At 51.2% G+C, this 23,926-nt stretch carries 20 protein-coding genes; 7 read left to right on the forward strand and 13 right to left on the reverse strand.

Annotated elements, in window-relative coordinates; all coding sequences use genetic code 11:
• Positions 1-23: 23 nt before the first annotated feature.
• From ACYVAM_RS23940 to ACYVAM_RS23965, 6 genes are all read right to left on the reverse strand, one after another.
• Positions 24-599 (reverse strand): retropepsin-like aspartic protease family protein, encoded by a 576-nt coding sequence (locus ACYVAM_RS23940; RefSeq protein ID WP_461071793.1) that lies wholly within the window; start codon positions 597-599, stop codon positions 24-26.
• Complete coding sequence (locus ACYVAM_RS23945; RefSeq protein ID WP_461071795.1) at positions 592-1,959, reverse strand: hypothetical protein; 1,368 nt, start codon at positions 1,957-1,959, stop codon at positions 592-594. Before ACYVAM_RS23945 ends, ACYVAM_RS23940 begins: the two co-directional genes overlap by 8 nt.
• A 32-nt stretch (positions 1,960-1,991) precedes the next feature.
• The gene (locus tag ACYVAM_RS23950; protein WP_461071797.1) at positions 1,992-5,426 is read right to left on the reverse strand and encodes a hypothetical protein; all 3,435 of its coding nucleotides are present in this window, start codon (positions 5,424-5,426) and stop codon (positions 1,992-1,994) included.
• A gap of 101 nt (positions 5,427-5,527) precedes the next feature.
• Complete coding sequence (locus ACYVAM_RS23955; protein WP_461071799.1) at positions 5,528-7,018, reverse strand: hypothetical protein; 1,491 nt, start codon at positions 7,016-7,018, stop codon at positions 5,528-5,530.
• A 116-nt stretch (positions 7,019-7,134) separates the two neighbouring features.
• Complete coding sequence (locus tag ACYVAM_RS23960; RefSeq protein WP_460940256.1) at positions 7,135-7,578, reverse strand: hypothetical protein; 444 nt, start codon at positions 7,576-7,578, stop codon at positions 7,135-7,137.
• A gap of 87 nt (positions 7,579-7,665) precedes the next feature.
• Entirely contained in the window at positions 7,666-9,174 is a 1,509-nt protein-coding gene (locus ACYVAM_RS23965; protein ID WP_461071801.1) for a hypothetical protein, read from the reverse strand.
• A gap of 234 nt (positions 9,175-9,408) precedes the next feature.
• On the opposite strand from ACYVAM_RS23965, the gene ACYVAM_RS23970 reads away from it, so the two are divergent.
• From ACYVAM_RS23970 to mgtE, 3 genes are all read left to right on the forward strand, one after another.
• The gene (locus ACYVAM_RS23970; RefSeq protein WP_461071803.1) at positions 9,409-11,142 is read left to right on the forward strand and encodes an Ig-like domain-containing domain; all 1,734 of its coding nucleotides are present in this window, start codon (positions 9,409-9,411) and stop codon (positions 11,140-11,142) included.
• 196 nt (positions 11,143-11,338) lie between these two features.
• Positions 11,339-12,148 (forward strand): 16S rRNA (adenine(1518)-N(6)/adenine(1519)-N(6))-dimethyltransferase RsmA, encoded by an 810-nt coding sequence (gene rsmA / locus ACYVAM_RS23975; protein ID WP_461071805.1) that lies wholly within the window; start codon positions 11,339-11,341, stop codon positions 12,146-12,148.
• Positions 12,149-12,213: 65 nt separating this feature from the next.
• Positions 12,214-13,566 (forward strand): magnesium transporter, encoded by a 1,353-nt coding sequence (gene mgtE / locus ACYVAM_RS23980; RefSeq protein ID WP_461071807.1) that lies wholly within the window; start codon positions 12,214-12,216, stop codon positions 13,564-13,566.
• A 107-nt stretch (positions 13,567-13,673) separates the two neighbouring features.
• On the opposite strand, the gene ACYVAM_RS23985 is transcribed toward mgtE, so the two are convergent.
• Both ACYVAM_RS23985 and ACYVAM_RS23990 read right to left on the reverse strand, forming a co-directional pair.
• Positions 13,674-14,780, reverse strand: a complete 1,107-nt coding sequence (locus ACYVAM_RS23985; RefSeq protein WP_461071809.1) for an NADH:flavin oxidoreductase — start codon at positions 14,778-14,780, stop codon at positions 13,674-13,676.
• A gap of 15 nt (positions 14,781-14,795) precedes the next feature.
• Positions 14,796-15,095: an ArsR/SmtB family transcription factor gene (locus ACYVAM_RS23990; RefSeq protein ID WP_461071811.1), complete on the reverse strand. Its 300-nt coding sequence runs from the start codon at positions 15,093-15,095 to the stop codon at positions 14,796-14,798.
• A gap of 172 nt (positions 15,096-15,267) precedes the next feature.
• Between ACYVAM_RS23990 and ACYVAM_RS23995 the strand changes: the two genes are divergently transcribed.
• Together ACYVAM_RS23995 and ACYVAM_RS24000 are read left to right on the forward strand one after the other, a co-directional pair.
• Positions 15,268-16,188, forward strand: coding sequence for an SDR family oxidoreductase (locus ACYVAM_RS23995; RefSeq protein ID WP_461071813.1), 921 nt, complete (start codon positions 15,268-15,270; stop codon positions 16,186-16,188).
• A gap of 12 nt (positions 16,189-16,200) precedes the next feature.
• The gene (locus tag ACYVAM_RS24000) at positions 16,201-17,127 is read left to right on the forward strand and encodes a helix-turn-helix domain-containing protein (RefSeq protein ID WP_461071815.1); all 927 of its coding nucleotides are present in this window, start codon (positions 16,201-16,203) and stop codon (positions 17,125-17,127) included.
• 126 nt (positions 17,128-17,253) lie between these two features.
• Here the strand turns inward: ACYVAM_RS24000 and ACYVAM_RS24005 are convergent, their stop codons facing one another.
• Entirely contained in the window at positions 17,254-18,357 is a 1,104-nt protein-coding gene (locus ACYVAM_RS24005; protein WP_461071817.1) for an FAD-dependent monooxygenase, read from the reverse strand.
• 88 nt (positions 18,358-18,445) lie between these two features.
• Here ACYVAM_RS24005 and ACYVAM_RS24010 point away from each other — a divergent pair, with 88 nt between their 5' ends.
• Positions 18,446-19,423, forward strand: a complete 978-nt coding sequence (locus ACYVAM_RS24010) for a helix-turn-helix transcriptional regulator (RefSeq protein WP_461071819.1) — start codon at positions 18,446-18,448, stop codon at positions 19,421-19,423.
• 79 nt (positions 19,424-19,502) lie between these two features.
• Positions 19,503-19,862, forward strand: coding sequence for a helix-turn-helix domain-containing protein (locus ACYVAM_RS24015; RefSeq protein ID WP_461071821.1), 360 nt, complete (start codon positions 19,503-19,505; stop codon positions 19,860-19,862).
• Between the two features lie 154 nt (positions 19,863-20,016).
• Here the strand turns inward: ACYVAM_RS24015 and ACYVAM_RS24020 are convergent, their stop codons facing one another.
• From ACYVAM_RS24020 to mnmE, 4 genes are all read right to left on the reverse strand, one after another.
• Complete coding sequence (locus tag ACYVAM_RS24020; protein ID WP_461071823.1) at positions 20,017-20,916, reverse strand: helix-turn-helix domain-containing protein; 900 nt, start codon at positions 20,914-20,916, stop codon at positions 20,017-20,019.
• On the reverse strand, positions 20,894-21,592 hold the full coding sequence (locus ACYVAM_RS24025; RefSeq protein WP_461071825.1) for an SIP domain-containing protein: 699 nt from the start codon (positions 21,590-21,592) through the stop codon (positions 20,894-20,896). The genes ACYVAM_RS24020 and ACYVAM_RS24025 overlap by 23 nt, the downstream gene beginning before the upstream one ends.
• Positions 21,593-21,757: 165 nt before the next feature.
• A complete protein-coding gene (locus tag ACYVAM_RS24030; protein ID WP_461071827.1) occupies positions 21,758-22,363 on the reverse strand; it encodes a hypothetical protein in 606 nt (201 codons plus the stop codon).
• Positions 22,364-22,464: 101 nt separating this feature from the next.
• A complete protein-coding gene (gene mnmE / locus ACYVAM_RS24035) occupies positions 22,465-23,844 on the reverse strand; it encodes a tRNA uridine-5-carboxymethylaminomethyl(34) synthesis GTPase MnmE (protein WP_461071829.1) in 1,380 nt (459 codons plus the stop codon).
• Positions 23,845-23,926 lie beyond the last annotated feature (82 nt).

Below are 23,926 nucleotides of genomic sequence, written 5' to 3' on the forward strand. Positions count from 1 at the left end.
TACAACTTACGAAACACCGAATTTCAGTCGAACGTCACAACATTACGTCGATAATCCACCGAAATTTTACCGAATTGGGATAAGGCCGACTGGCCGAGCAACAAGGGCGCTTTGGCATTGGCAACAACATTGGCGTTGACATTTTCGAGAACGCGGTCCCCAATCTGTACGGACTTGAGCCGAATGACCGCGCCGGGGGAAATGGCTCCGCTGGCATCCTGAAACCGCGATTGCCCAACAATATCGTCCTCCGTAATGGTGCCGTTCTTTTCCATAAAGTCCGCTTCCGTAGCAGTTATCGAAATTAGGCTGGCTCCCGTATCCAGAATAAACTTCATGGGTGTTCCATTGATCGTAACGGGTATTTTATAGACGCCATTGGCCTTTTCCATCGCCACTTCCGTTGGCCCGCTTCCCATTTTGGTCAGGGTTGGTTTAGAGGCCGGAATGGGCGTTTGGGTCGAAGATGAATCGGTTTTATCGGCGGTGCTACGCTTGCTTCGGCGGGGTTGATGACTACCCGAGCGGGAACAGCCCGAGCAGCCGGACAGGTAAAATGAAAGACCGATGAGTAACAGACTAATAAGGACTTTATTCATACCGGATCAGTGCTTTTGTCTTCACCCGCCAGACGCCGTTCTCCAAAACGGCCTCCCCATCCCGGCGCATAACGATGCGGGTATGCGTACTTGTGTAGCTGTTCTCGCTGTCGCAGGCCGGTTCGATCATGTAATTGCGATACGTCAGGAAACGCGCCACCCGACCCGGTTCGGCTTCAAAACGGAAGGAAGCAATGGACGGATTACTGGCGTTTATACTGAACCGATACGCCGACTCGGGAGAAAGCGTACCGCTTTTTTGCTGGCTGTCGAACTGGCCCGTTGGATCAGGGGGCGGAAAATAAACTACCTCTGACCGGGCCGGAACGGGCGCTTCTACCGGTGCCGCCTGCACTGGAAGGGGTGCTGCCGGTGGCGCTATGGGTTGCGTCAGAACAGGCATGGGGTCCGTAATCGACCCCGTCTCAATGACTGGTTCGCCTGAGCGGACTATGGGCGCTGGTGGGGGCGTCGGTTTAGCCGCTTGTTGTTTAAGTTGCCGAATTGCAACCAACGGGCTGTTGGTGCCTAGTTCAGTGATGATGGCGTCGTAAGCGCTCGCCTTTTGCCGCAAATCCCCTTGTGGTTGCCGTGGTTCGTTCGCTGGCTTGGGCTCGTTCGCTGGCTTGCTGCGTAATAAGCTATCATTTTGGCGGCTCAGTTTATTATTCTCGTCGGTCAGTCGATCTACCTCATTTTTCAGGGCGCGATAGGCCAACAGGTAAACGGCCCCGGCACCAACCACGAGTCCTGCGAGTGCACCTAATATCATCATCCAAAGTTGTTTTTCTTCTGCCTCTTTTTTCTGGCGTTCCAACTGACTTAGCTGAAGGGCTTCCGGGGTTATACTCGTTTCGTCGTCTGTGACCGTTTCCGGTGCGTCAGGCTTGTCCGTAGTTTGCGCTGATGGCTCAGGGGCAGCGGCAGGAGGGAGCAGGCCATCCACTTTAGCGAGTATCTGGGCCTGAACGGCCGGGCTAAGGGGTTTGCCATAGTTTTTGTCGCTCTTGTACTTCGCGTAGAACTGGGCCAGTTGTTTGTGGATGGCTGCATTGGCATCAGCGGGCGACATGCCTACGAAAGCCGCCGTATTTTTCAGCGTAGCCAGCTCCTGCATTTTAGCGCCAACCTGGTCCCAGCTACCCACGCCACGAATGACCTGCTGTGGATCACAGCCATCGCCACAGTCCAGCAATTGCGTATAAATTTCCTGCGCTTTCGGCTGGCTGATCCCCGCGAAAACGGCAATTGCCACATCTTTTGTCAGCGTATCAACGGCTGCCTGATTGGCATTCTGTGCCAGCGTCAGCGACGACGACAGGCACAGAGAAACAACGCCTATGTAGGCTACTTTTGACATACGGGTAGGTTTAGTGGTGGGAAAAACATGCACTACGCCAGGGCATTTGCCAGTTTATTGATCGCGCCAATGAGTGGGTAGAAAAACAGCGTTTCCTCGATTGGCGAGCTAAGCGTATCGATCATGCCGCTGTATTCGGCCGCTACTTCACTTTCCTTTCGTTGAATTCCATCCATGAGCGAGGTGTCCAGATGCGTCCGCAACTCCTGCTGCGCCACCACCAATGACCGCGAAGACACGTTTAAGTTCCTGACGAAACTAAACTGCTGGTTGATGGCGAAGAAGAAATCGATAAACTCGTTGGTTTCTTTCAGCAGCGAATCCACCACTTCCGGTTTCCGCAGGTCAGCATAGGTCAGCGTCGGGAATTCGTCGTTAAACGTAGCCGGATACACATAATTGATGGCTTCCGTATCGACAGGCCGGCTGTTGGCCGGCTGCATCAGCGCCCCTTTGCAGGTTACTTCCTTCGGTCCTTTTCGTTCGTAGAAGAGCGTAAGCCCGCTCGTATCATATTGCTGCTCATAGACTTTCTCGAAAATGGCCCGCGCCAGTTTCCCCAACATCTGATCGTCGGTGCTGATGATCGTGAGCAGTTTTGAGCCCGTTCCACTGAACGTGATTGCACCGGGTAAGTTGATGCCCCGGTGCTTCATCAATCGGGCAATATGATACAGCAGGGCCGTATAGAACAGCACAAAGACAATTTTCATGTCCTCATCTTTGGCCAGCATGCCATTGAACGACAGCATGCTCTTGGCCTTCACGTCGTTGCTCTTTTCAATGGAGAACCAGAATGCCATAATATCTTCCGACCGATTTGTGTCCAGCATTCGCCGGTTGTTATCGCTCAGGTTGCCGAGGCTTTGGCTTTCAAGTAAGGTTTGAATCCGGTCGGCATATTTACGGATAAACCCGTTGTGGCTGGCGGCTCCATACTCACTGAAGGCATCCCCATAAATGGCATTCCCCGCAAACCGGAACGAAGTCAGTAACTTCGGTTCATTCCGTTCATAGACCACCACATCGGACGTACCTCCGCCAATATCGACGTTGATAACGGGGCGGGCCGACGCGCTTAAGGTTGGATTTTGTTTGTAATAATAGAACGGAGCCACGGATTCTGACACTTCGCGCAGGCGACCCGGTGCCCCGCCGATGTAGCGGTCATACAGCTCCTGCCAGTCGGTGCGAAGCTGGCTCACCCGACCGGGGGTCATACTGGCCGGGAAAAACCAGTAGACGGTCGTTTGGGTCAGGTTGCCGCCTTCGGTCAATACTTTGTTTTTAATCAGCATCAGCAATTCTTCCAGAAAAGCTTCTACCCGCCGTTCGGTCTGGTCGTTATTTTTGGCCCACTTCAGGTTGGTGGTAATGCGGTTGGAACCCGCCGGTTGCCGTTCCACATAGAACGGAATATTGAAGTCGGCGAGTGCCTGCGTCTGCTGGTTGTAACTCAGGTTCATGGGCTCGGCAATGGCCGTGCGCGTCGGGAAGCTATCCGGCCGGCCGGGGCCAATGGTGGGCGGCACAAACTCCAGATCATACAACAGAAACAGCTCGAACAAGGCCGGATTGTACTGCGCCGGAGCCACCAGCGTTGCCACTTGTGGGGTTAGTTCGGCCACATCGAAGGGCCGGGGCGATCCGCCATCAACTTTGTATTCGACGTGGGTATTGGTCGTGCCGAAGTCGACCGAGAACTCGAACTGTTTGCTGCCACCGCTGTACTCCTGCCAGCGGGGAAGAATGATCCCGTTCATATCCCGACCGTCGGCGCGGATGTGCGTTTGCAGGTAATCGAACTCTTCCCGCAACACGTAATAGACACTCGATCCATCAGTATTCTGCTGCCGAACGGTGCGCTGGTGTTTCGATTCGGGTTTGATTTCGGCGTTGGCCTGTTGCCGGAAATACGTCAGTTCGTATTGATTCTGGCTGTCAAAACCGGATTCGATCAACTGAACCCGATAGTCGGCGGGCACCGAAACCGCGCCCGAGCGCACAAATGGATAAATATTGACCGTGAACGAATTCTCGACGATGATCCCTTCATTGGTCGTCTCGTTTGGTGCGTTCGACGTTCCCACAGTTGGGTTGTAGAGTCGCTCAAACGTCACAAACTGATTGCCTGGCTGATTCGGGGCCGTAACGGGAATGTCGAGCGTGACGTTGATGCCGCCACCCTGTGGGGTCATTTTCAGCCGTACGCGTCCCTGCAACAGATCCTCTACATCGAAGAAATCGAAGAAATCCTTCTTGAGTGGCAGCAAAAAACCTTTATCGGTAGCCGACGTTTGCAGATTACCGTCGAAGAACCGGCCCCGGTCGGTGGGAAACGGCAAGCGGATCAGGTACGGCTCCAGTAAATCGCTCACCGTGAGCCAGGGGTAATTGCCCGGCTGACCCGGCAAGGGCCGCTGGTTCTCGCGCCATGACTCGCGGGCGTAGTAGGGAACCGGCGTATTCGAGTTCCACTGCGCCTGTGGCACATAGGTAAACTGCCGGAAAAACCGGTTCTGCAACGCCATCGGGCGTGGCTGGTTGGGGTTCAGGCGCGCGTATTTGTCCGACTTAATGATGAAGTCGCTGACCGTATCGATGGCGCGGACATCGGACTTTTTCTTGCGCAGCGGGAAGCCCAGCACTTCAACGACATCACCCGGTCCGGTCGTTAACTCGTCAAAATCCTGATCGAATTTCTCGCGGGTCAGTAGGGGCTGGCCGTTATGGGATTCGATATGCTCGTAGAACATAGCCGGATTCTGCTGCTGCAATAGCGCCCGGCTGCGGTTCAGGTAGTCATCGACCTCCCGGAACCGATCCCTGAAGTTGGGCATGAACAGCTTGATGGCGTACCAGAATTTCTGGTATTCGATATCGCGCTGGTGCAGCGGGCAAACCGACGCATCGAACAGGCGGTCGTTCCCCATCGACACATCGACCCAGCTCAGATCATTTCCCGAGCTGAAAAACAATGTTTTTGGCGATGTGCCACCCACCACCCGTCCCCGGTAACTAAGGACAAACAGGCGATTGATGGCGTTGAAATTGTATTCGGCCGCATCCTGATCCAGAAAGAGTTTCAGGGCGTCACCAAGTCGTTTGTGCCCCTGGCTGCTCGATTGCCGCAGCCGTTCGAGGTCGGTGCGAATATCGAAGGGCGTAATGGTAACAAACGTTTTGAGTTTGTCGTAATTGAAGAACAATTCCCCCACGTCCAGGCAGTCCGAAACGATACGCTGGTCGTTCATGCTGCCGCTGAGGTCCGGTTTGATGGCCAGGTTCAGGAAGGCCGACCGCACCAGGTCCATTCGGGCAAATGGGCTCGGAATAGACGTTGGCTGCTTCACGGTCTGACCACCCTGCGGGTCACGAATAGCCGCAATCTGGTCGGTGCCGAGGGGTTTACTGACGTACCAGTGCAGACCGGGGGTAGGGTTATGTAAGCTGAATGTTGTTGGCATGAGTATAGTTTGATGTTTGTGGTTAGTGGTTTGTCGTTGGCTGACGCACGATTGTTCTGATGCCAGCTACTAACAAACGTTAAACGACAAACTCATTTAACTTAATAATCCATCACTTTCGGCAGCCGGTCGCGGACGAACTGCTCGGTGCCTTCTGAAAATAACTGTATGAACTTATCGGCTTCGCTGCCGTAGGCTTTGCCTTCGGCCGTTTTGTTGAGCGTTTGGTCCAGGTCATCCACGATGTCGAGTTTTACATCCGATTCGCCCCCGAAAATGCCTTTCTTTTTGGGTTCGAACCCCCGCACAGTATGGCCCAGGTTGGCCGCGTCGAGCAGGAAGGGCTCAAACGACCGTTTGTTGTTGCGCATCTCACCAAGCCATTGCCGGAACGACGCATCGAAATTTTTGACGCTGGTGAAAAAGCCCGAGTTCAGGAACGATGTCGAAATGGTTGGGTTGGCTTTGGACCATTGCACGGTGCCAGCCGCCTGCTTAATCCGCTGACTCAGGTAGGTGCTGAACAGCGCCATCTTCGAAAGGGGTAAGCTGATGATCTGTTTCGTGGCTCCGGCCAGGTTGCCTAACTGGATACTCAGGCCATCCTGTTCAATGCCAAATTCTTTGTAAACCGGGCTGACCGGCTTGCCATTTGACACGGCCAGGCTGCTATCGTCGGTGTTCATGAAATCGACAATGGCCAGCGCCGATGCCATTTCTACAAAGTGGGCTTCGTTCTTTTGGCCACCCGCGCCGGGGTCATAGGTGTAGGCTTTCGTCTGGTCGTCGCCGATGTAATACAGCGCATTGACCGACGGGTTAACCCCTTTCTGGTAATAATTCAGCGCGGCTTTTGTTTTGGCAATAAACGAAGCCGGGTCGATCAGTTTGTTCTCGTTGGTGGTCAGGCTGAAATACGGCATCACCGTAACGGCACCAATTTTGGCATTCGTCAGGAAGGCCGGATTAGGAATCTGGCCAAGTGCCTGCGCTCCCCGGATGTTTTTGAGCAAAATCGGGAAACCAGCGGCCCCCGTACCTCCGAAAATGGAGCTGACAATAAAGATGCGGTCATTGGCACCGAAGTTCTCGGCAAAGGCCTGAAACACATCGGAGTAGCGGAACTGGTTTAGTACCGTGCTGCCAATGTTCGGGTTGCCCACGAAACCAATGTCCATTTTGGTTTCCAGGTTTTCTTCCGAAAACAGCAGACTCGCGAAGGCTTTGCTGGGTGCATCCAGGCCTTCATAATTGATATAATCCCGGAATTTTTCCTGTTGAACACCCTGTAATTCAAAGACGTACGTATCGGCGATGGTTGCATTGCCACCAATCGCCCGGTTGAGCGTCTTGATTTCGGTGCTGAAAAAACCCGACGTTGGTTTCGTTTGTAAGCCCGCCCGAATGTTGCCGTATTCCCGCAGCAGATCTTTGGTTCGGAGGAGGTCGTCGTTGGTGGCGTGGGGGTCCAGGATGATGGGGATCACCTCGTCAGTATTATTCATTTTAACGCCCGACGCCAGCAAAAAAGTGAGTGCTTTCAACACCCGTGAGCCAGTCCCGCCAATGGCGAATACAAATAGTTTAGCCATGAATCTTTGGTTTAGGGTTTGTGGTTTGTCGTTTGTGGTTTGTGGTTGGCTGACGCAGGTACACTGGACGCGTAAGCCAACCACAAACCACAAACAACAGATCCATAACCGTTCTCTTATTTTGACGGCCAGAGCATTGGCCGATGTTTGGCATTTTTGCTGAAGTTTTTCAGCACCATCGATATGATAAAGAAAATAAAGGCCGTCAGTAATGCCATTTCGAAGGCATAGCTCAGAAATACGCTGACACCCTGATCGAAGAGCGTTCCCTGATTCGGGTCGGCTTCGTCGCGGGGAATGTCCTGATTCGCTTTCTGATAGCAGGTGACCAGCGTAATAACGAACAGAAACAACGCGCTCACGCCCGTCATCAGAAGCCAGCTCCCGAACCCACTAAAACTTACCTTGTTAAACGGCCAGATGTAAAAGGCAAACGCCACCACAAAGGCCAGCCCCACGGCCGTCCAGGTGAGGGGTGAGAGGAGCTCTTCCTGATACAAATCTTCAAGCAGGCTGCCGTTAACGAACAGGTTGTAAAAATTATAAAGCGATTCTTCCATGTGGGATTAGTTTTTAGTTTGTCGTTTGAGGTTTGTTGTTGGCTGGCGCAAGAATTTTCAGCCAACAACAAACCTCAAACGGCAAACTCATTTTAACTCAATTGTTAGCGTGAAATATTCAGTTTGATTGTTGGGGTTATACGCTCGTTCGACGCCTTGCAGCAGATTTTGAATGCCAAAGGTCGAGTTGGCATCCGGCGAGGCATCGTTGGTGGTATTGGTATTCGCAATCCAGCGAGGTGGAAACTGCCGACGAAGCCGGATTGTTGCCGTGCGTTCGCCACGCGCGGGCTTGTCGGAGGTCAATAACAGCTTATGCGTTGTGCCATTGGCTCCCGAATAAGGCTGAACGGCCGACACCTTGAAGTTGTCTTTTCCATCAACAACATATTGGCTGGCATCGGTCAGCAACGAGGCTGGCACGCGCAGGGCCGATAAATCGACCGCTACCGGAATGGTCAGGTTTTTGTCGGCCACATCAGGTTGAACGTCCTCGAGGGCGTGAATGGCTTTGGCGTGGCTGCGAACTTCTTCGCCGGAGCGTTTGAAGCGGCCTTCCCGGGCCGGGTCGGTTACCAGAATGCTGTAAAATGGCGTTATGGCTTTGGTATCCCGGCCAAAAAACCAGGAGTCGGCGTAACCGGGCAACTGATCGAACCGGCGAATCGTTTGATACGTCTGGTCCTGGTAGAGCCGCTGCATGGTTTCGTTTCGACCAATGAGGCAGAGGTAATAAGGCCGCTCGCCTTTGTACGGTTTCTTGGCGTTGTTCCAGCTATAGTAGGTTCCGTCGAAGTCGGACGTCAGCTTGATCACCAGCATCGAGTGGGTACTGGCATAGGGGTTAAAGACCGTCGTGAGCAGTGAACTGGCCGCGTCGAGCGTTTTCTGGGCGCTCATACCGGCCAGGGTCGGGTCGGAATAAATCAGATCGGACACCAGCACACTCAGGTCGTCGCCCGTGGTGTTTCGCAGAATTTCGCTGAAAATACCTTCGAAGTCGGTACTGGTGGTTTTGCCTTTCGTTTTGGCGACAGTGAAAATATCTTTCTGTTTGAAGAACTGAGGCAGCGTCAGTCCCAGATCATTCACCTCCGTGTTGACAACGAATAACTTACCCTGGCCAGGATTGACGGCATCGAACTCCGTCAGCACATCGTTGATGGTCCGTTTGAACGCGCCATTTCCGTTCGGCGCATCATAAGGAAACATGCTGGCGCTGGCTTCCAGATAAACTTTCAGGCGCAACGGTTTGCCGGATGTGGCTGCTCCTGCCATAGACAGGGTCGGCTCTTTGCCTTCTTTGGCCAGTTTGCGGTACGTGCGGTTCCGTTTGATATACGCTGCCAGGGCCGATTCGTCGATTTTGCCATCGGGCGTCAGGAGCGCCTTTGTTTTTTTGTCGGCCCCAAGTTCTTTGCTTTCCTGACCAATAAATACCCGTAACGCATCGGCTTCCGTCACGTCCAGGGTGTTATCGTTACTCAGGGCGTCGCTGATCTGGTCATCTAATTTATCGCCTGAACTGGAGCAACCGGATAGCCAGCCTATCGACAGCACAAGCAGTGGCAACAAACAAAATCGGGTGTGAATCATGAATAATTATTGATTTTTTTAATAGGTATGGTTTCTGCTACCAATCCGCTAGTGGTGGTCGGATATGTCGCAAAAGTAGGCATCTGGCTATACGTTAACCCGTCATGGACCTGCGTGGCCTTAAATTTTCTTAAATTACTATAGAACGTAACGAACCAGCGGGCCATTTTATGTCAATCGGTACGGATTAACGATGAACGGACGTTTACCTTTGTAGTTCTGATTACACCCAACATGACGCTCCGCCACCTAGTACTGAGTTTTTTACTGGCTCTTCCCATTCTTCTCCAAAACTGCGCACAGGTAGCCCAACCGCCTGGTGGTAAGAAAGACACACTTACCCCGAAACTAGTGAGTAGTATGCCTACCGCCCGCCAGCTTAATTACAAAGGCAAGACGGTTGAGCTGGAGTTTAATGAATATGTGAACAGTGAAAACCTGCAACAAAAAATAACGATCACGCCCCAGGACAGCAATACGTTCGTGGTGAAATCATTACCGCTGGGTATCCGGCTTACATTTGCCAAACCCTTCTTGCCCAACACAACCTACACCATTGATTTCGCCGACGGAATTAAAGACATTACCGAGCGTAACATTGCTAAAAACACCAAGATCGTTTTCAGCACGGGGTCCAGTATCGATTCGCTTTACCTGACCGGTAATGTGGTGGACGACGAAAGTCGCCTGCCGCTATTGGGGTTTGTTGTCGGTCTATTTGCCCCGACGGATACGCTGCCTATCAATCGGAAACGGCCTCAGTATTTTGCCCGAACGGATAGCAGCGGCAACTACCGCATCGAAAACGTGAAGGCTGGTCAATATAAAGTCTACGGTTTCGACGATAAAGATTTGAACCTGGTGAACAACACGCCGGGCGAGCGGGTCGCGTTTCGGGATAGTGTTCTGAACCTGACTCGTAATTATTCGGACGTCAATATGGTTGCGTTTCGTGGCTACGGGAAGCCGCGTGTCAGCCGACGCGAGCGCACCGACGAAACCCTTGGCCTTGAACTTAGCAGTGGGATTGCCAGCTATAAACTACGCTTTGGCAAACCTTTATCCACGACGGCCGCATCCACATCGGCTGTATCCACGACGGCTGTATCCACGACGGCGACAACGCCCGTTTCTACGACGGCGCGGAATGCATCGGCTGATACGTTGGTCTCCTTTCTGGAGAATCCCAAAATGATCCGGCTTTACCGACCGGCTAACCGGGCTGCCGACGACACCCTTCACTTGACCATTATGGCCGAAGATTCGGTGGGCAACGTGACGGAACTGAGAGAGCGGGTTTATTTTTCTCCTCTGAAAACAAGGGCCAAAAACCGGACAGCGCTGGCAGTTCAGATAAGTCCTCCATCGGGCGAGCCGATCGATAATAACCTGGAATTTACGCTGGTCTTCAATAAACCCATTTTCCGTTTCAATACAGACCTACTAATCATTGGACCGGATAGTACGAAGCCTCTTAAACTGACGCCTTCTAACCTGACATGGAGTAATAATTTCTCCCGATTGGTCATTCGGGAAAAGACCAACCTACGCGATACTCTGTTTTTTCGGCTTCAGAAGGGCGCATTTGTCAGCGTTCAGGGTGATACGCTGCCCCGTTATTCGGCCCGGTACCTGATTGCCAAGGATGACAGTTACGGACTCATTGCTGGTAAAGTGAACCCGGCTACCGTTGGGCCTGCCGGAACCAACTTCATTGTCGAGCTGCTGGACGATAAATACCAGGTGGTACGCACGGCTTACAGTACACCCGCCTTTAGCTTCGGCCGACTCAAACCAGGCCTGTATCGGCTGCGGCTGATCATCGACGCTAACAACAACAGACGGCGCGACATTGGTAATGTGCAAAAGGGTATCCAGCCCGAACGGATCATCTACAACCCCGGCACCGAAGAGAACGGCACCATTCGGGTCAAGCAGGACTTCGAACTGACCGACCTTGATTTTTGAGGAGGCTGACCACCCACTCATAGCGTGGTGTCAGTTTTAAGAAACTGACACCACGAAAACAGTTAGTCAACGCCTTAAACTGATTGTTACGGGTCAGAAGTAACCAGTCAGGTTCTACTTATTTGGCGCTAATTATTCAGGCCCTGCCCCGTACCTTTGTGTTGGGTAACAAAATCAGTCCCAATCCGCCGGTATTATGTACGTCAAACCTAAAAAAGAACTCGGTCAGCATTTTTTGAAAGACCTGAGTATTGCCCAACGTATTGCCGAATTGCTGACGATGCATGCGGGCGTTGACGGCGTGCCTTACACGAAAATTCTTGAAATTGGGCCGGGAATGGGTGTGTTGACCCAGTTCTTACTTCAAAATACAAACGTTGATACCTACGTCATCGAAATCGATCGGGAGTCGGTCGATTACCTGAAACAGCACGTTCCTGCGCTGGAAGGCCGGATTCTAGGTGCCGATTTTCTAAACATTCGCCCCGATCTGTTGCCAACCAAACAGGCTAATAGTACTGAGCCATTTGCCGTTATTGGCAACTTTCCCTATAATATTTCGACCCAGATTCTGTTTAAAGTGCTCGACATGCGCGACCGCGTTCCCGAAGTGGTGGGCATGTTCCAGCGCGAAGTCGCCCAGCGGGTAGCTTCCGGGCCGGGCAATAAAGATTACGGCATTTTGAGCGTGTTGTTGCAGGCGTGGTATGACATCAAGTATGAATTTACCGTTGATCCGGACGTATTCAATCCGCCCCCAAAGGTTTTTTCGGGGGTGATTTCCCTCCGGCGCAACAAAACGACCGATCTTGGTTGTGATGTGAAAAAGTTTACGCAGGTGGTTAAACATGGCTTCAGTCAGCGCCGGAAAACACTTCGCAACGCGCTCAAACCACTCGTGCCATCGGAGGCTGCCCTCGCCAGTCCCTTCATGGACAAACGGGCCGAGCAGCTAAGTGTGGCAGAGTTCGTAGCGTTAACGCAGCTAATGATAAACGACGAATAATGAAGTAGTTTCCTTATCCGCGACCAGTCATCGTTTATCATTTACCATTCATTCTTAGGAACACCGTGACGTTCGAACTTACTAAAGATTACCTCGATACGATTCAGGCGGCCATCGACGCGGGTGATGACGCCTTGCTTCGGACGGAAATGGAAGAGCTGTACCCGGCCGATATTTCGGGCGTTCTGGATGAGCTGGCGCCCGAATCGGCGCATTACCTGCTTAGTTTGCTCGACAAAACGGTTGGTGCCGAAATTCTGGCTAACCTCGATCAGGCCGAGCGGACCACGTTGCTCAAGCTGTTTACGTCGGCCGAGATTGCTCCGTTCATCAACCAGATGGACTCCGATGATGCCGTAGACGTGCTGAATCAGCAACCCATTCAGGTGCGGGAGGAGGTGATTGGCCTGCTCGAAGACCGGGAACAGGCGCGGTTCATTCTGGATTTGCTGCACTACGAAGATGGGGTAGCGGGCAGCCTGATGCAGAAGGAGCTGATCCGGATCAACGTCAACCTCACCGTTAATGCCTGTATCGAAGAGATTCGCCAGCAAGCCGAAGATGTTGAAAACGTGTATGCGGTTTACGTAGTCGATGATGTAGGCAAACTGCTTGGGCTAGTCTCGCTGAAGAAGATCGTGCTCGCCCGGAAGAATGCCAAAATCGCGGACATCTACGACGATGACATTGTGTTTGTCGAAACCTACCGACCCGTGGATGAAGTAGCCGAGGTCATGCAACGGTATGACCTGGATGCCATTCCGGTCGTGAATGTGCAGCAACGATTATTGGGCCGGATTACCATCGATGACGTGGTCGACGTCATTACCGAGCAGGCAGAAGAAGACATCCAGGTTATTTCCGGTCTGTCGGGTGAAGTCGAGGAAGATGACAACATCTGGCGACGCTCAAAAGTACAGTTGCCCTGGCTCGTAGCCGGAGCAGTCGGCAGCCTGATGGCGGCAACTGTCATCAACGGTTTTCAGAGCGAGCTGGGCAAGATTGCCGCGCTGGCCGCCTTTATTCCCATTATCGGGTCAACGGGGGGCAATGTGGGCATTCAGACCTCATCATTGATCCTGCAAAGCTTAGCGGATACGTCGGGGTTGAGCACGACGCTTGGTCGTCGGTTGCTACGAACGCTGATGGTCGCGGTTATCAATGGCCTGGTCGTGGGCTTGATTGCAGGAACCTATACGTTCATCATTGGCGAACCGCGCCTGTTTTTTGTTGTCGCTACATCGCTGCTGGCCGTTGTGCTGCTGGCTTCATTTATGGGGACAGTAACGCCACTCTTGCTCAATAAAGTAGGTATTAACCCGGCCGTAGCCTCGGGGCCGTTTATTACAACGGCAAATGACCTGATTGGCATCGGCGTTTATTTTATGATTGCCCAATGGCTGCTGGCCGAAGTTTGACAGAGTCAATCTTTTTTAGAATCCGAAAGACATTTAAACAGAAAAAGCTCCGTTGGGAGCTTTTTCTATATTGGGCCTGAACAAATAAAAATTGATTTGGTGGACGCTTATTCCAGGATCAGTTCAGCGAAAGCCTCCTTACTAAAGCCTTTCAACTCACTGGTCCGGCCTGTTTTTATTTTGGCTACCCAATTAGGGTCAGCCAGGAGCGGCCTGCCGACGGCTACCAGGTCAAAATCGCCCCGGTCCATCCGTCTGTTCAGCTCATCCAGGGAAGCCGGCTGTGAGCTTTCGCCCGCAAAAGCCCCGAAGAACTCACCCGTAAGGCCCACTGAACCCACCGTAATAGTGGTTTTTCCCGTCAGCTTTTTTGCCCAACCGGCAAAATTAAGATCAGACTCTTCAAATTCGGGTTCCCAGAAACGACGTTGTGAGCAGTGAAATGCATCAATGCCTGCATCGACCAACGGCTGAAGCCAGGCCTCCATCTCCTGTGGTGTTTTGGCCAGCTTATGCGTGTACTCAGCGGGTTTGAACTGCGACAGTCTGATGATCAGCGCAAAATCCTCGCCTACCTGTTTCCTGATTTCTTTTATCACCTCGGTGGCAAAACGTGTACGCTCGGCCAGGGTTTTACCGCCGTAGGTATCCGTACGCAGATTGGTTGCTTCCCAAAAGAATTGGTCGATCAGGTAGCCATGGGCTCCGTGAATTTCGATACAGTCGAACCCTGCTTTTTTGGCATCGGCTGCGGCTTTGCCAAAGGCCAGGATCGTGTCGTCAATGTCCTTTTGGGTCATGGTCGAGCCATTGGTGAAGCCGGGCCGGTTAAGCCCCGACGGTCCTTCGAAGGGCACGGGCGGCACCCAGCCAGACTGGTGGTTGTCCATAATGCCCATGTGCCAGATTTGCGGACCCATTTGCCCACCAGCCGTATGGACCCGGTCGATAACGTGTTGCCAGCCTTCCAGCGCTGGCTGACCATAAAAATGAGGTATGTTGGGATCATTGGAGGCCGAAGGACGGTCGATAACGGTGCCCTCCGACAAAATCAGACCAACTTCCCCTTCTGCTCTTTTCTGATAATAAGCCGCTACTTTTTCCGTAGGTACGCCGTTGGGCGAAAACGAGCGCGTCATCGGCGCCATGACAATACGGTTCCTTAAGTTCAGTGTTTTCAACTGAAAGGGCCTGAACAAACTCTGAGTACTCATCTTTTTTAGGTTGTATTAAAGCGAAGAAGAAATAAGTTTACTTAACCGCGCAAAGGCCGCTTCGTCGCGTTTGTAATAGGTCCATTGCCCCTTGCGGGTGGCCTTGACAAACCCGGCACGCTGCAGCAATGAGAGGTATTCGGAAACGGTCGACTGGGTGAGGTTGGCCTTTGCCTGAAGCTGGCCGACGCATACACCCTGATCATAGCCATATTCTTTCTGGCCCGGAAAATTAAGTTCCGGTTCTTTAAGCCATTCCAGCATTTGCAGGCGCGTCTTATTCGACAGCGCTTTGAAGAGATCGACCTGTTCCATGCGACAAATATATCGGCTTTTCTCGATATGTAGAAGTGAGTGCCATTTTTATAGGAAATAAGTTGCGTTCAAGCCGTTCGCTACCATCGATTTTCGACTACAACAAACCCGGTTTTGACTACAGCCCTTTTCCGCATTGTCGAGAGCTTTGCTTCCATAAAAACGATTGATAATGAAACGAATTTTGGTCATTGGCGCATCCGGGTTTGTAGGCAGTTATTTAGTCCGGCAATTAGTGGCAGATGGGTATACGGTACGTTGCCTGGCCCGAAATCCAGATAAGGTGAAGGACCTCGCTGACTGCGGCTGCGAACTAGTAAAAGGGGACATCAACGATTTTGCCTCAATTCAACAGGCGTTTGACTCAATGGATGCCGTTTACGTATCCATTCATACACTGGCCCCTCAGCACGCCGACACGGCGAATCAGGATTTTATGGACATCGAAATGAAGGGCCTCCAGCACATCGTTCAGGCCTGTCGCCTTCATCAGGTGCACCGCCTGATTTACGTTACCTCGTTAGGTATTTCAGCGAATTCAAAAGATGCCTGGACGCGCGGACGATGGAAAACGCAAGACTATCTGTTGAGCAGTGGCCTTGATGTAACCGTCATACAACCAGGTATGATCGTTGGTATTGGTGGGCAAGGATTTAATCTGGTGCTGGCCAATGCCCGAAAAAGGCTGGCATTTGTGGTAGGCAACGGCCGTACTAAGCTTCGTTGCATCGCAATCGATGATCTGGTCTATAATCTTATTGGCGTCTTGACGGAACCGAAGGCGTATGGGCGATGCTACGAGGTTGGTAGCGACGACGTGTTGACGAGCGATCAGTTTATCGACGCAGCTGCGGAGGTGGTCGGTCATCGGCATCCCAGAAAAATTCATATTTCGTTAGCGCTATTACGGTTGGCAGCACCGCTTATCGAACGAATGGCTAAATCGCCAAAGGGGTCTATAAAAGGGGCGCTGGATAGTCTTGGGGAAGATTTGGTTGGCGACCCGTCGGCCATTCGAAAGCTGTTGCCCCGTCAGCCGCTCTCCTACAAACAGGCTGTGGAGAGAGCCCTACAGGTGTATAGAAATAAATAGCTTATTTGCAGGATGGAAAATAACCAGCCATATCTGATAAAGACCATCTGTGAGTTTCACCGTTTGTTAGGTCTGCCGAAACCCGAACATCCGTTGATCAGCGTCATTGAGATTAAGCCCTTTGAGCAGGTACCGGCGGGCTTGCCCGGAAATGTGGTGAATAGTTTTTATAGCATTGCCCTCAAAAAGGGATTCAAGGCACCTGTGAAATTTAAATACGGGCAGCAGGCCTATGATTTTGATGAGGGTGTACTCAGTTTTATGGCACCCGGCCAGATCGGCGGATTTGATCCTCAAAAATATAGCAGCCCCGACCAATCAGGCTGGATGCTGCTTGTTCACCCTGATTTTCTGTGGAACACGTCATTGACCAAAAAGATCAGACAGTATGCATTCTTTGATTACTCAGTCAATGAAGCCTTATTTCTTTCGGATAAAGAGGAAGCTCTGCTGACGCAGATCATCGCGAACATCAGCCAGGAATACCATAACAACCTGGATACGTTCAGCCACGAGATCATGATTACTCAACTGGAATCGTTGCTCAGCTATTCTGAGCGTTTTTACCAGCGCCAGTTCATGACCCGCCGGATCACCAATCACCAGCTCCTTGATCGGCTCAATGACCAACTGATTGCCTATTTCGATGACGTGGTCAGCATGCAGAAGGGTTTGCCGTCGGTTAGTTACCTGGCCGAACAACTTCACGTATCGCCTGATTATTTGAGTGGCTTGCTTAAAACACTGACTGGCCTGACAACCCAGCAACACATCCATGAGAAGCTCATTGAAAAAGCCAAACAGCAGCTGTCAACGACCAATTTATCCGTCGGGGAGATCGCTTACCAGTTGGGCTTTGAACATTCCCAATCGTTCAGCAAGCTGTTTAAGACCAAGACAAACCAATCGCCTTTAGCATTCAGGAAAGCGTTTGCCTAAGTACAGATTTCCCAACGATTCTCCTGGGACTCCGTACCGTATCGAGCACAACCTTCGTAGGCATACCAACAAAGGCTGATGGGTGTAGAAATAGTTTACAGCTATTTCTACACCCATCCATCTCGTTTACCTGGTGCCTTTATTTCTACGGTCAATGGCTTCCTGTGTTTCGGGCAATAGAAAGGAAAGCCCGTCATAAACGGTGGCTTGTAGAGCGTCTACCATTGGCCGAAAGCGTTCATTGTATTTCTGAAAGGCCACTTTATAATCAGCCTCTTCAGCCATTGCATCGGCCAAAACAGTAGCGCCTTGCATGGCCAACGTGCTTCCCATACCGGTCGGAAAGGCGGGTGCATAGCCTGCATCGCCAATCAGGGCTACTCGACCCTTTGTCCAGGTGGGCATTTTTATTTGGCAGCCCTGGTCAAAATAAAACGTGTCGGCTTTTTTCAATTCGTCAATCATCGGGGGAACTTTCCAGCCTACGCCCTTAAAGGCTTCTATGACGATTCGTTTCTGGGCGTCTATATCGTTTCGGTTGTAATCGACTTTTTGGTTGGCTCTAAACGTTAAAAATCCATCCGCATACTCCTCATTGTAATAGTAAATCACGGCCAGATTGGTAGGCGTATTATACATCTGCCCATAATTTTTCTTGCCCAGGGTTTTGTTAACCGGAAAAACAGAAAAATAAAAATTCAGGAAGTGGGTAAACTGTTCTTCCGGCCCAAACGTGAGCTTTCTGACCCCGGAGTGAATGCCATCGGCACCAATGACGAAGTCATAAACGTCGACCGTTCCGTCTTTAAACGTGACGGATACCGCGTCCTCATTTTGGGTCAAAGCGACTAGCCGATTATTAAAGCGATATGTAATGCCGTCTTTGGCATTTGCGTATAAAATGTTTACCAGATCATCGCGACGAATTTCCGTATCATCACCCGGCCGGATAGCTCCGATGTCTTCTACCAGCATCGTTCCCTGTACGTCGCCAACTGCGTTCATAAGCTCAAGCCCTTCGGTTGGTACTTTGGCTGCTTTTATAGCGTCGAGTATGCCTATTCGCTGGGCTGTGTCCAACGAGTCGCCCCGCACATCGATGGGTGAGCCACCCATTCTGGGGGCAGGACCGGTTTCTACGACGGTTACCCGGTAGCCATACTGGTTCATCCAGTAAGCCATTGTCAGGCCGGCAATGCTGGCCCCTGAAATCAAAACTGACTTTACCATAGTTGGTCTTCTTAGTTAATTCTTTTGCAAAGGAATGTCAGTTTTTAGGGTTAAAATAGCGCGATAGTTACTAAAACTAGTCGTAAACATGAAGTCAAAAGCGGATAATCAGGAGCACTTTGAAAAAATGGCGGCCATGGCAGAACGCCTGGGCGTCGACATATCCAGAGACGTTCGGGACGATTTTTTGCAGAGCTTTGAGTTCAACAACGTCCAGATTTTTGATTTTCTGCCCGAGTTTGCGCTGATGATTCGAAGCATGGTCTCCAAAAAGGAATTCACCTTTAGGCGAGGGGCGATTAAGGGCATCGAACACGGGATCTTAATTGCCTTCAATAATTTTTTCAATGATGGGCTCGAAGAAACCGCGCCCCAAAACATGGTTTTGCGAGAAGAACTGCCGAGCATACAAATAATGCCCTTACAGGTAGGGGCGAATATTCAACTGCCCAGCCATTCGCACCGGAAGCTGATTTCAATTATTGTGAGTCTGGATTATCTACAGTTGCTTCTAAAGGAAGAGCATGCTCGTTTCGATTTTTTATTGGGGCAGGAAAACCAGTTTTTTATTGACGAGTTCATGTCGGCCGATATTGTACGGGTGGCGAATGAGATCAGCCGAACCAGTACCCAGCCCGCGTTGCCCGCTCTCTACTACCGATTAAAAACACTGGAGCTGTTGTATTTTTTATTTCGTGATTTGACAAAACGAAAAGAATCCGCGCATGAACAGGTCACAATGGATGAGTTGAAGGCCCTTTATAACGTACGCGATAGCCTAATCGAAAAACTTGACGAACCTACTCCCGTAAAGGAACTGGTACGCATAGCGGGGATGAATGAGCTAAAATTGCGTAAGTTATTTACCCAGGTTTTTGGGATGGGCCTGTACGATTATTTCCAGCGCATCCGGATGCAGGAGGCCGCCCGGCTGCTCCGTGACGAAAAGCTTACGGTATCGGAAACCGGCTATCGACTGGGTTTTTCCAACCTGAGCCATTTCACCCGTTTGTTTGAAGAACACTTTGGCAGCAAGCCAAAAAAGTGGAGTATGGGAAAGGGGTGAATGCAAAGAGAAATTATGTTTATTGTCTGGATCGGCACTCATGCCGACTATGATAGAATAGACGTAAAAACAGTTACCTATGCTAAAAGTAATTAAAGCTGAAAGCGAATACGAAAATGCACTGGAACGTGTCTATTTCCTTATGCAAATGGATTTGGCGGACGACTCTCCAGAATCAGACGAGCTGGAAGCGCTGGCTTTGTTCATTGACGATTATGAGGCTAGACACTATCTCATAGCTCCGCCAACGCCCATAGAGGCCATCACCTTCAGGCTGGAGCAGCTTGGGAAACAAAAGAGCGAATTGGCCAGCATCCTGGGAACTAGGGCCCGACAGTCTGAAATACTCAGTGGTAAGCGCAAACTGAGCTTGGAAATGATCCGTAAACTTCACTCCATACTTGGTATTCCAGCAGAGAGCCTGATAGCCGCTTATTAGCCTGTTTTATTCTTCGATTATTTACGTAGACGAACTATATACGGGATCGTTTGGAGGAGCCAGAGACGTAATAACGAACCCGCGTTTTTGCCAATCAATACTGTCAAGTAGTTTGCCGATGCAGATGGACACTCATTTGTAAAACACAAGGCTTTTACATAGTGTTCTTCCTGAATTTGGTGGGGGATAAACCGGCTCCTTTTCCAAATAGCCGAATGAAGTATTTAGGATCTTCGTAGCCCAGACGGGCGGCAATCTCCTGAATACTTAAGTCGGTGTAAACCAGCAAACGCTGTGCTTCGGTCAAAACGGCCTGCTGGATGTGATACGTAACCGAAAAGCCTGTTACGGACTTGACCGTGTCATTTAAATGACTGGCCGACACATTCAACTGCTGGGCGTAGTCCGATGGCTTTTTACAGGTAAGAACTTGTTGAGCCAGTAACTGACGGAATTTCCTGGTCATCTCCAGGCTGCGTACGGAGTAGTCCCGAATCCGGTCGTAAAGCTGTAGCTGAAAAATAGCCGCCACTCGGTAGATAAAGCCATTGAGCAGTGTCTGAACAAGCTTGTGGTGAAAAATGGCCGTTTTGTTTTCATGCAGAGACCCATCAATCAATCCGAGCATGGCCCTAAACCACTCGTGTTCAGTTTCATCCAGGGTTAACAAGGTTACGGTCGACAGCGACTGTTCGAGTAAAGTCCGTACCGATTCGTCAATCAATTTGGCATCAAACCCCAGCCCCCAGCCTTTGCACTGGTGGGCAGCACTAACCTGATGAATTTGCCCCGGCTGGGATAGCAGGAAGGACGTCTTATTGACCGTAACCTGTTTAAAATCAATGTGCGTCGTTAGGGTACCTTCTTCCAGAAAGAAGCAGGTGTAATGGTCATGCCGGTGTGGATTCGTCAGTTCATCCTGATAGAGGTGGAGCATTGGATGAGGCAACCGGAAAAGGGCTATTCCTTCCGAACGTTCATTCATCTGGTAGACCTGGATGGGGTCTTTAGACATCACCGTCATGGGCGGGCTATCGCCAAAATCCGTGCGCATAGATGGTAGCGTTCTGATTGACTCTGCTTTTCAGCTTCTTTCGTAACTCCCGAACCATGGGTATGTACCCCGCAATATAAATCGAGCTATACTCCCGTAGATCTTTGGCGCCTATCCAGTTTTCTAAACTTTCCAGACTACTGCCGTCGGGCTTGACAAGAAACGCAAATTCCGGATTTTCACGGAGCAATGTAGTTGGAATCTGGTAATCTTCGGGCAGGAACACGGCTGCCTCCAGCGGATGTTCTTCTGGGTAGGTTAACTGTTTTAAGCCCAACACATGACCAAGCGCACTGCCATCAGCCAGGGCCAATACTTTACCTTGCTTGGCCGGTAGTGGTGCCGCATGAGCAGGCCCCACAAGAACCTGGTCGCCCGGCCGAATGCGTTGTGCCCAGCGGCTACCGGCCCCGTTATGCCCGGTTTCTACGTAGAGGGTGCAAATTCCCTTTTCGGCCTCCCACCAGGCAGGGGTGTAATCCCGGTATTCGAACTCATCTACCTTGCACTTAAGTCGATGGACGCTTTGCCATTTACCCATATCAACCGTTGGAAGGTATAGATCAATTTCGTACATAGAAGCGGGGCTCCATATTCTGATATCCAGTACGTTGGCTTGGGTGGCCAGTGTTTTTTCCATCAGTTTGAAGGCCGCTTTTTTAATAATGTTTGCCATGGCTATCAGTTGATTTACCTGGCAAAAGTAGCCCGTCCAGATCGGTGATTTGTCCGACAGATGGCGGTTTATAGTGGACTATTCACGTATAAAGGCGACTTGGACGATCAAGGCGTCACTTCATTTTGCGATTTTGACAAACGATCCGTTCGGCTGAACAAACGGCTATCGATGTACATGTCTGGCGCGAATCCGGCGTCCGCCCCGGCCAAGCCCAACTATTCCGCCCGAATCGGTCCGTTGCAGACCATAACGGAGAATAAATCCATAGAACGTTTTGGAGCTATCGAACGTGTCATTGCTAAAATCGTAGTAACCGGTTGTGAGGCCAAAGCCCACTTTGGGTGAAATCTGAGCAAAAATATTATAGGTCAGTTCGAGCATCAGGCTACCTTTCGAGTCGAAAACCCGGCCTGCGCCAAGAGCCATTTCATTGGCGAAAATGCCGTAGTTAGCCACATCCATGGTTACCCTGGCTTCCAGAAACAACGTGGTGTCGGGTCTGAGGGAATTTCGACCGAAAGCAACGCCCAGATCAATGACATCGAACGTCTTACCGATCTCAATAGTCTGCGCTACCCGGTCGCTGGTTTTCCCCGCCCCTGTATAGATGGAAAAGGGAACGGATCGGGCGTACCAGGGCGCCTGTTTAAAATTAAAAGCTGTCTTGGTGGAGTCGGGCGTCGATTGCCCCTGTGCCCGGAGCGAACCGTTAAAGACAAATAGAAACAGAAGTGAATAGAGGTAACTCGTCCGTACTAAATGGCGCATAGGCAACGGTAAGGGAAAAGTGCCAAGTTATGAACAATGACTTAGTAAATCACTAAATAGGGTCCTAAGTCATTGTTCATAATGAAACCAAACCTTCCGGCCTACTTTCCAATGCAGAACTTGCTGAATATCGACTCCAGCAAATCGTCTGTGGTTATCTCTCCTGTTAACTCGCCCAGATGCTGTAAGGCAACGCGTAAGTCCATGGCCAGCCAGTCGGGTGTGACGCCGGAATCCAGTCCGGCAATGGCGCGGGCAAGGGCCTCATCCGTGCCGATGAGGTGATTGTAGTGGCGGGCGTTCGTCACGACAGCACTGCCCGTTTGTACGGCGGCATCCGTACGAACGCGGGCTGAGAGAGCCGCTTTCAATTCGTCCAGATGCGTTTGTTTAGCCGCCGAAATCCAGATAACCCGTTCGTTGGTCAGGATGGGGTTTAAGGCTTCATGCTTGGCTTCTGTCATCAAATCGGCCTTGTTGCCGACCAGCAAATACGGTTTTCCGGACTGGTGTAAGTCAGCAATAACCTCGTTAAGATCGTCGGGATGTATGGCAGGGCCATCGAACAGATAAACGACCAGGGCCGCATCGCGCATTTTCTGCTGCGTCCGTTCTATGCCGATGGCTTCGATCTGGTCCGTGGCCTGACGTAAACCAGCCGTATCGATCAGCCGGAAGCGGATGCCATCCAGAAAGAGTTCGTCTTCGATGACGTCGCGGGTCGTGCCGGGAATATCGGAAACAATGGCTTTCTCCTCGTTCAGTAATGCGTTGAGCAGGGTCGATTTTCCCGCGTTGGGCTTCCCAATAATGACCGTTGGAACTCCATTTTTGATCGCGTTGCCTGTGGAAAATGAGTCGATCAACGGGTGTAATACACGCCGGATGTCGAGCATTAGTTGGCGAAGCTTGTCCCGGTGAGCAAACTCGACATCCTCCTCGCCGAAGTCCAGTTCCAGTTCAACTAAGGCGACAAAATCGATGAGCTGCTGGCGAAGGTCTTTCAATTGCCGGGAGAAACCACCGCGCAGTTGATTCAGGGCAGCCCGGTGGCTGGCGTCTGAGTCCGACGCAATCAGGTCGGCCACGGCTTCGGCCTGGACCAGGTCGAACTGGCCATTCAGAAACGCCCGTTGCGTGAACTCGCCCGGACGCGCCAGCCGAACGCCTTCCTGCATGAGCCGACGCAGAATCTGCTGGATAATAAATTCGGAGCCATGGCAGGAAATTTCAACAACGTCTTCTTTCGTGAATGACTTGGGCGCTCTGAAAACCGTAACCAGTACCTCGTCGATAATACCGCCGGTTTCGGTCCGGAGGGTTCCAAAATGGGCGGTATGACTAGCCTGTTTAGTGAGGTCTTTTCCCTTAAACAAGCGATTTGTTAACTCGATGGCGCCTTCGCCCGACACGCGCAAAACGGCAATGGCACCAATACCTGGCGCAGTAGCAAGCGCAGCGATGGGTTCTAATTGATACAAGCTGGTAGGTATTTCGGTTTATGGTATGTGGTTTATGGTATTCGGCGGTTCATCGACACGATGACCCGCTGGGATTGACAAC

The organism is Spirosoma horti, from assembly GCF_054776595.1.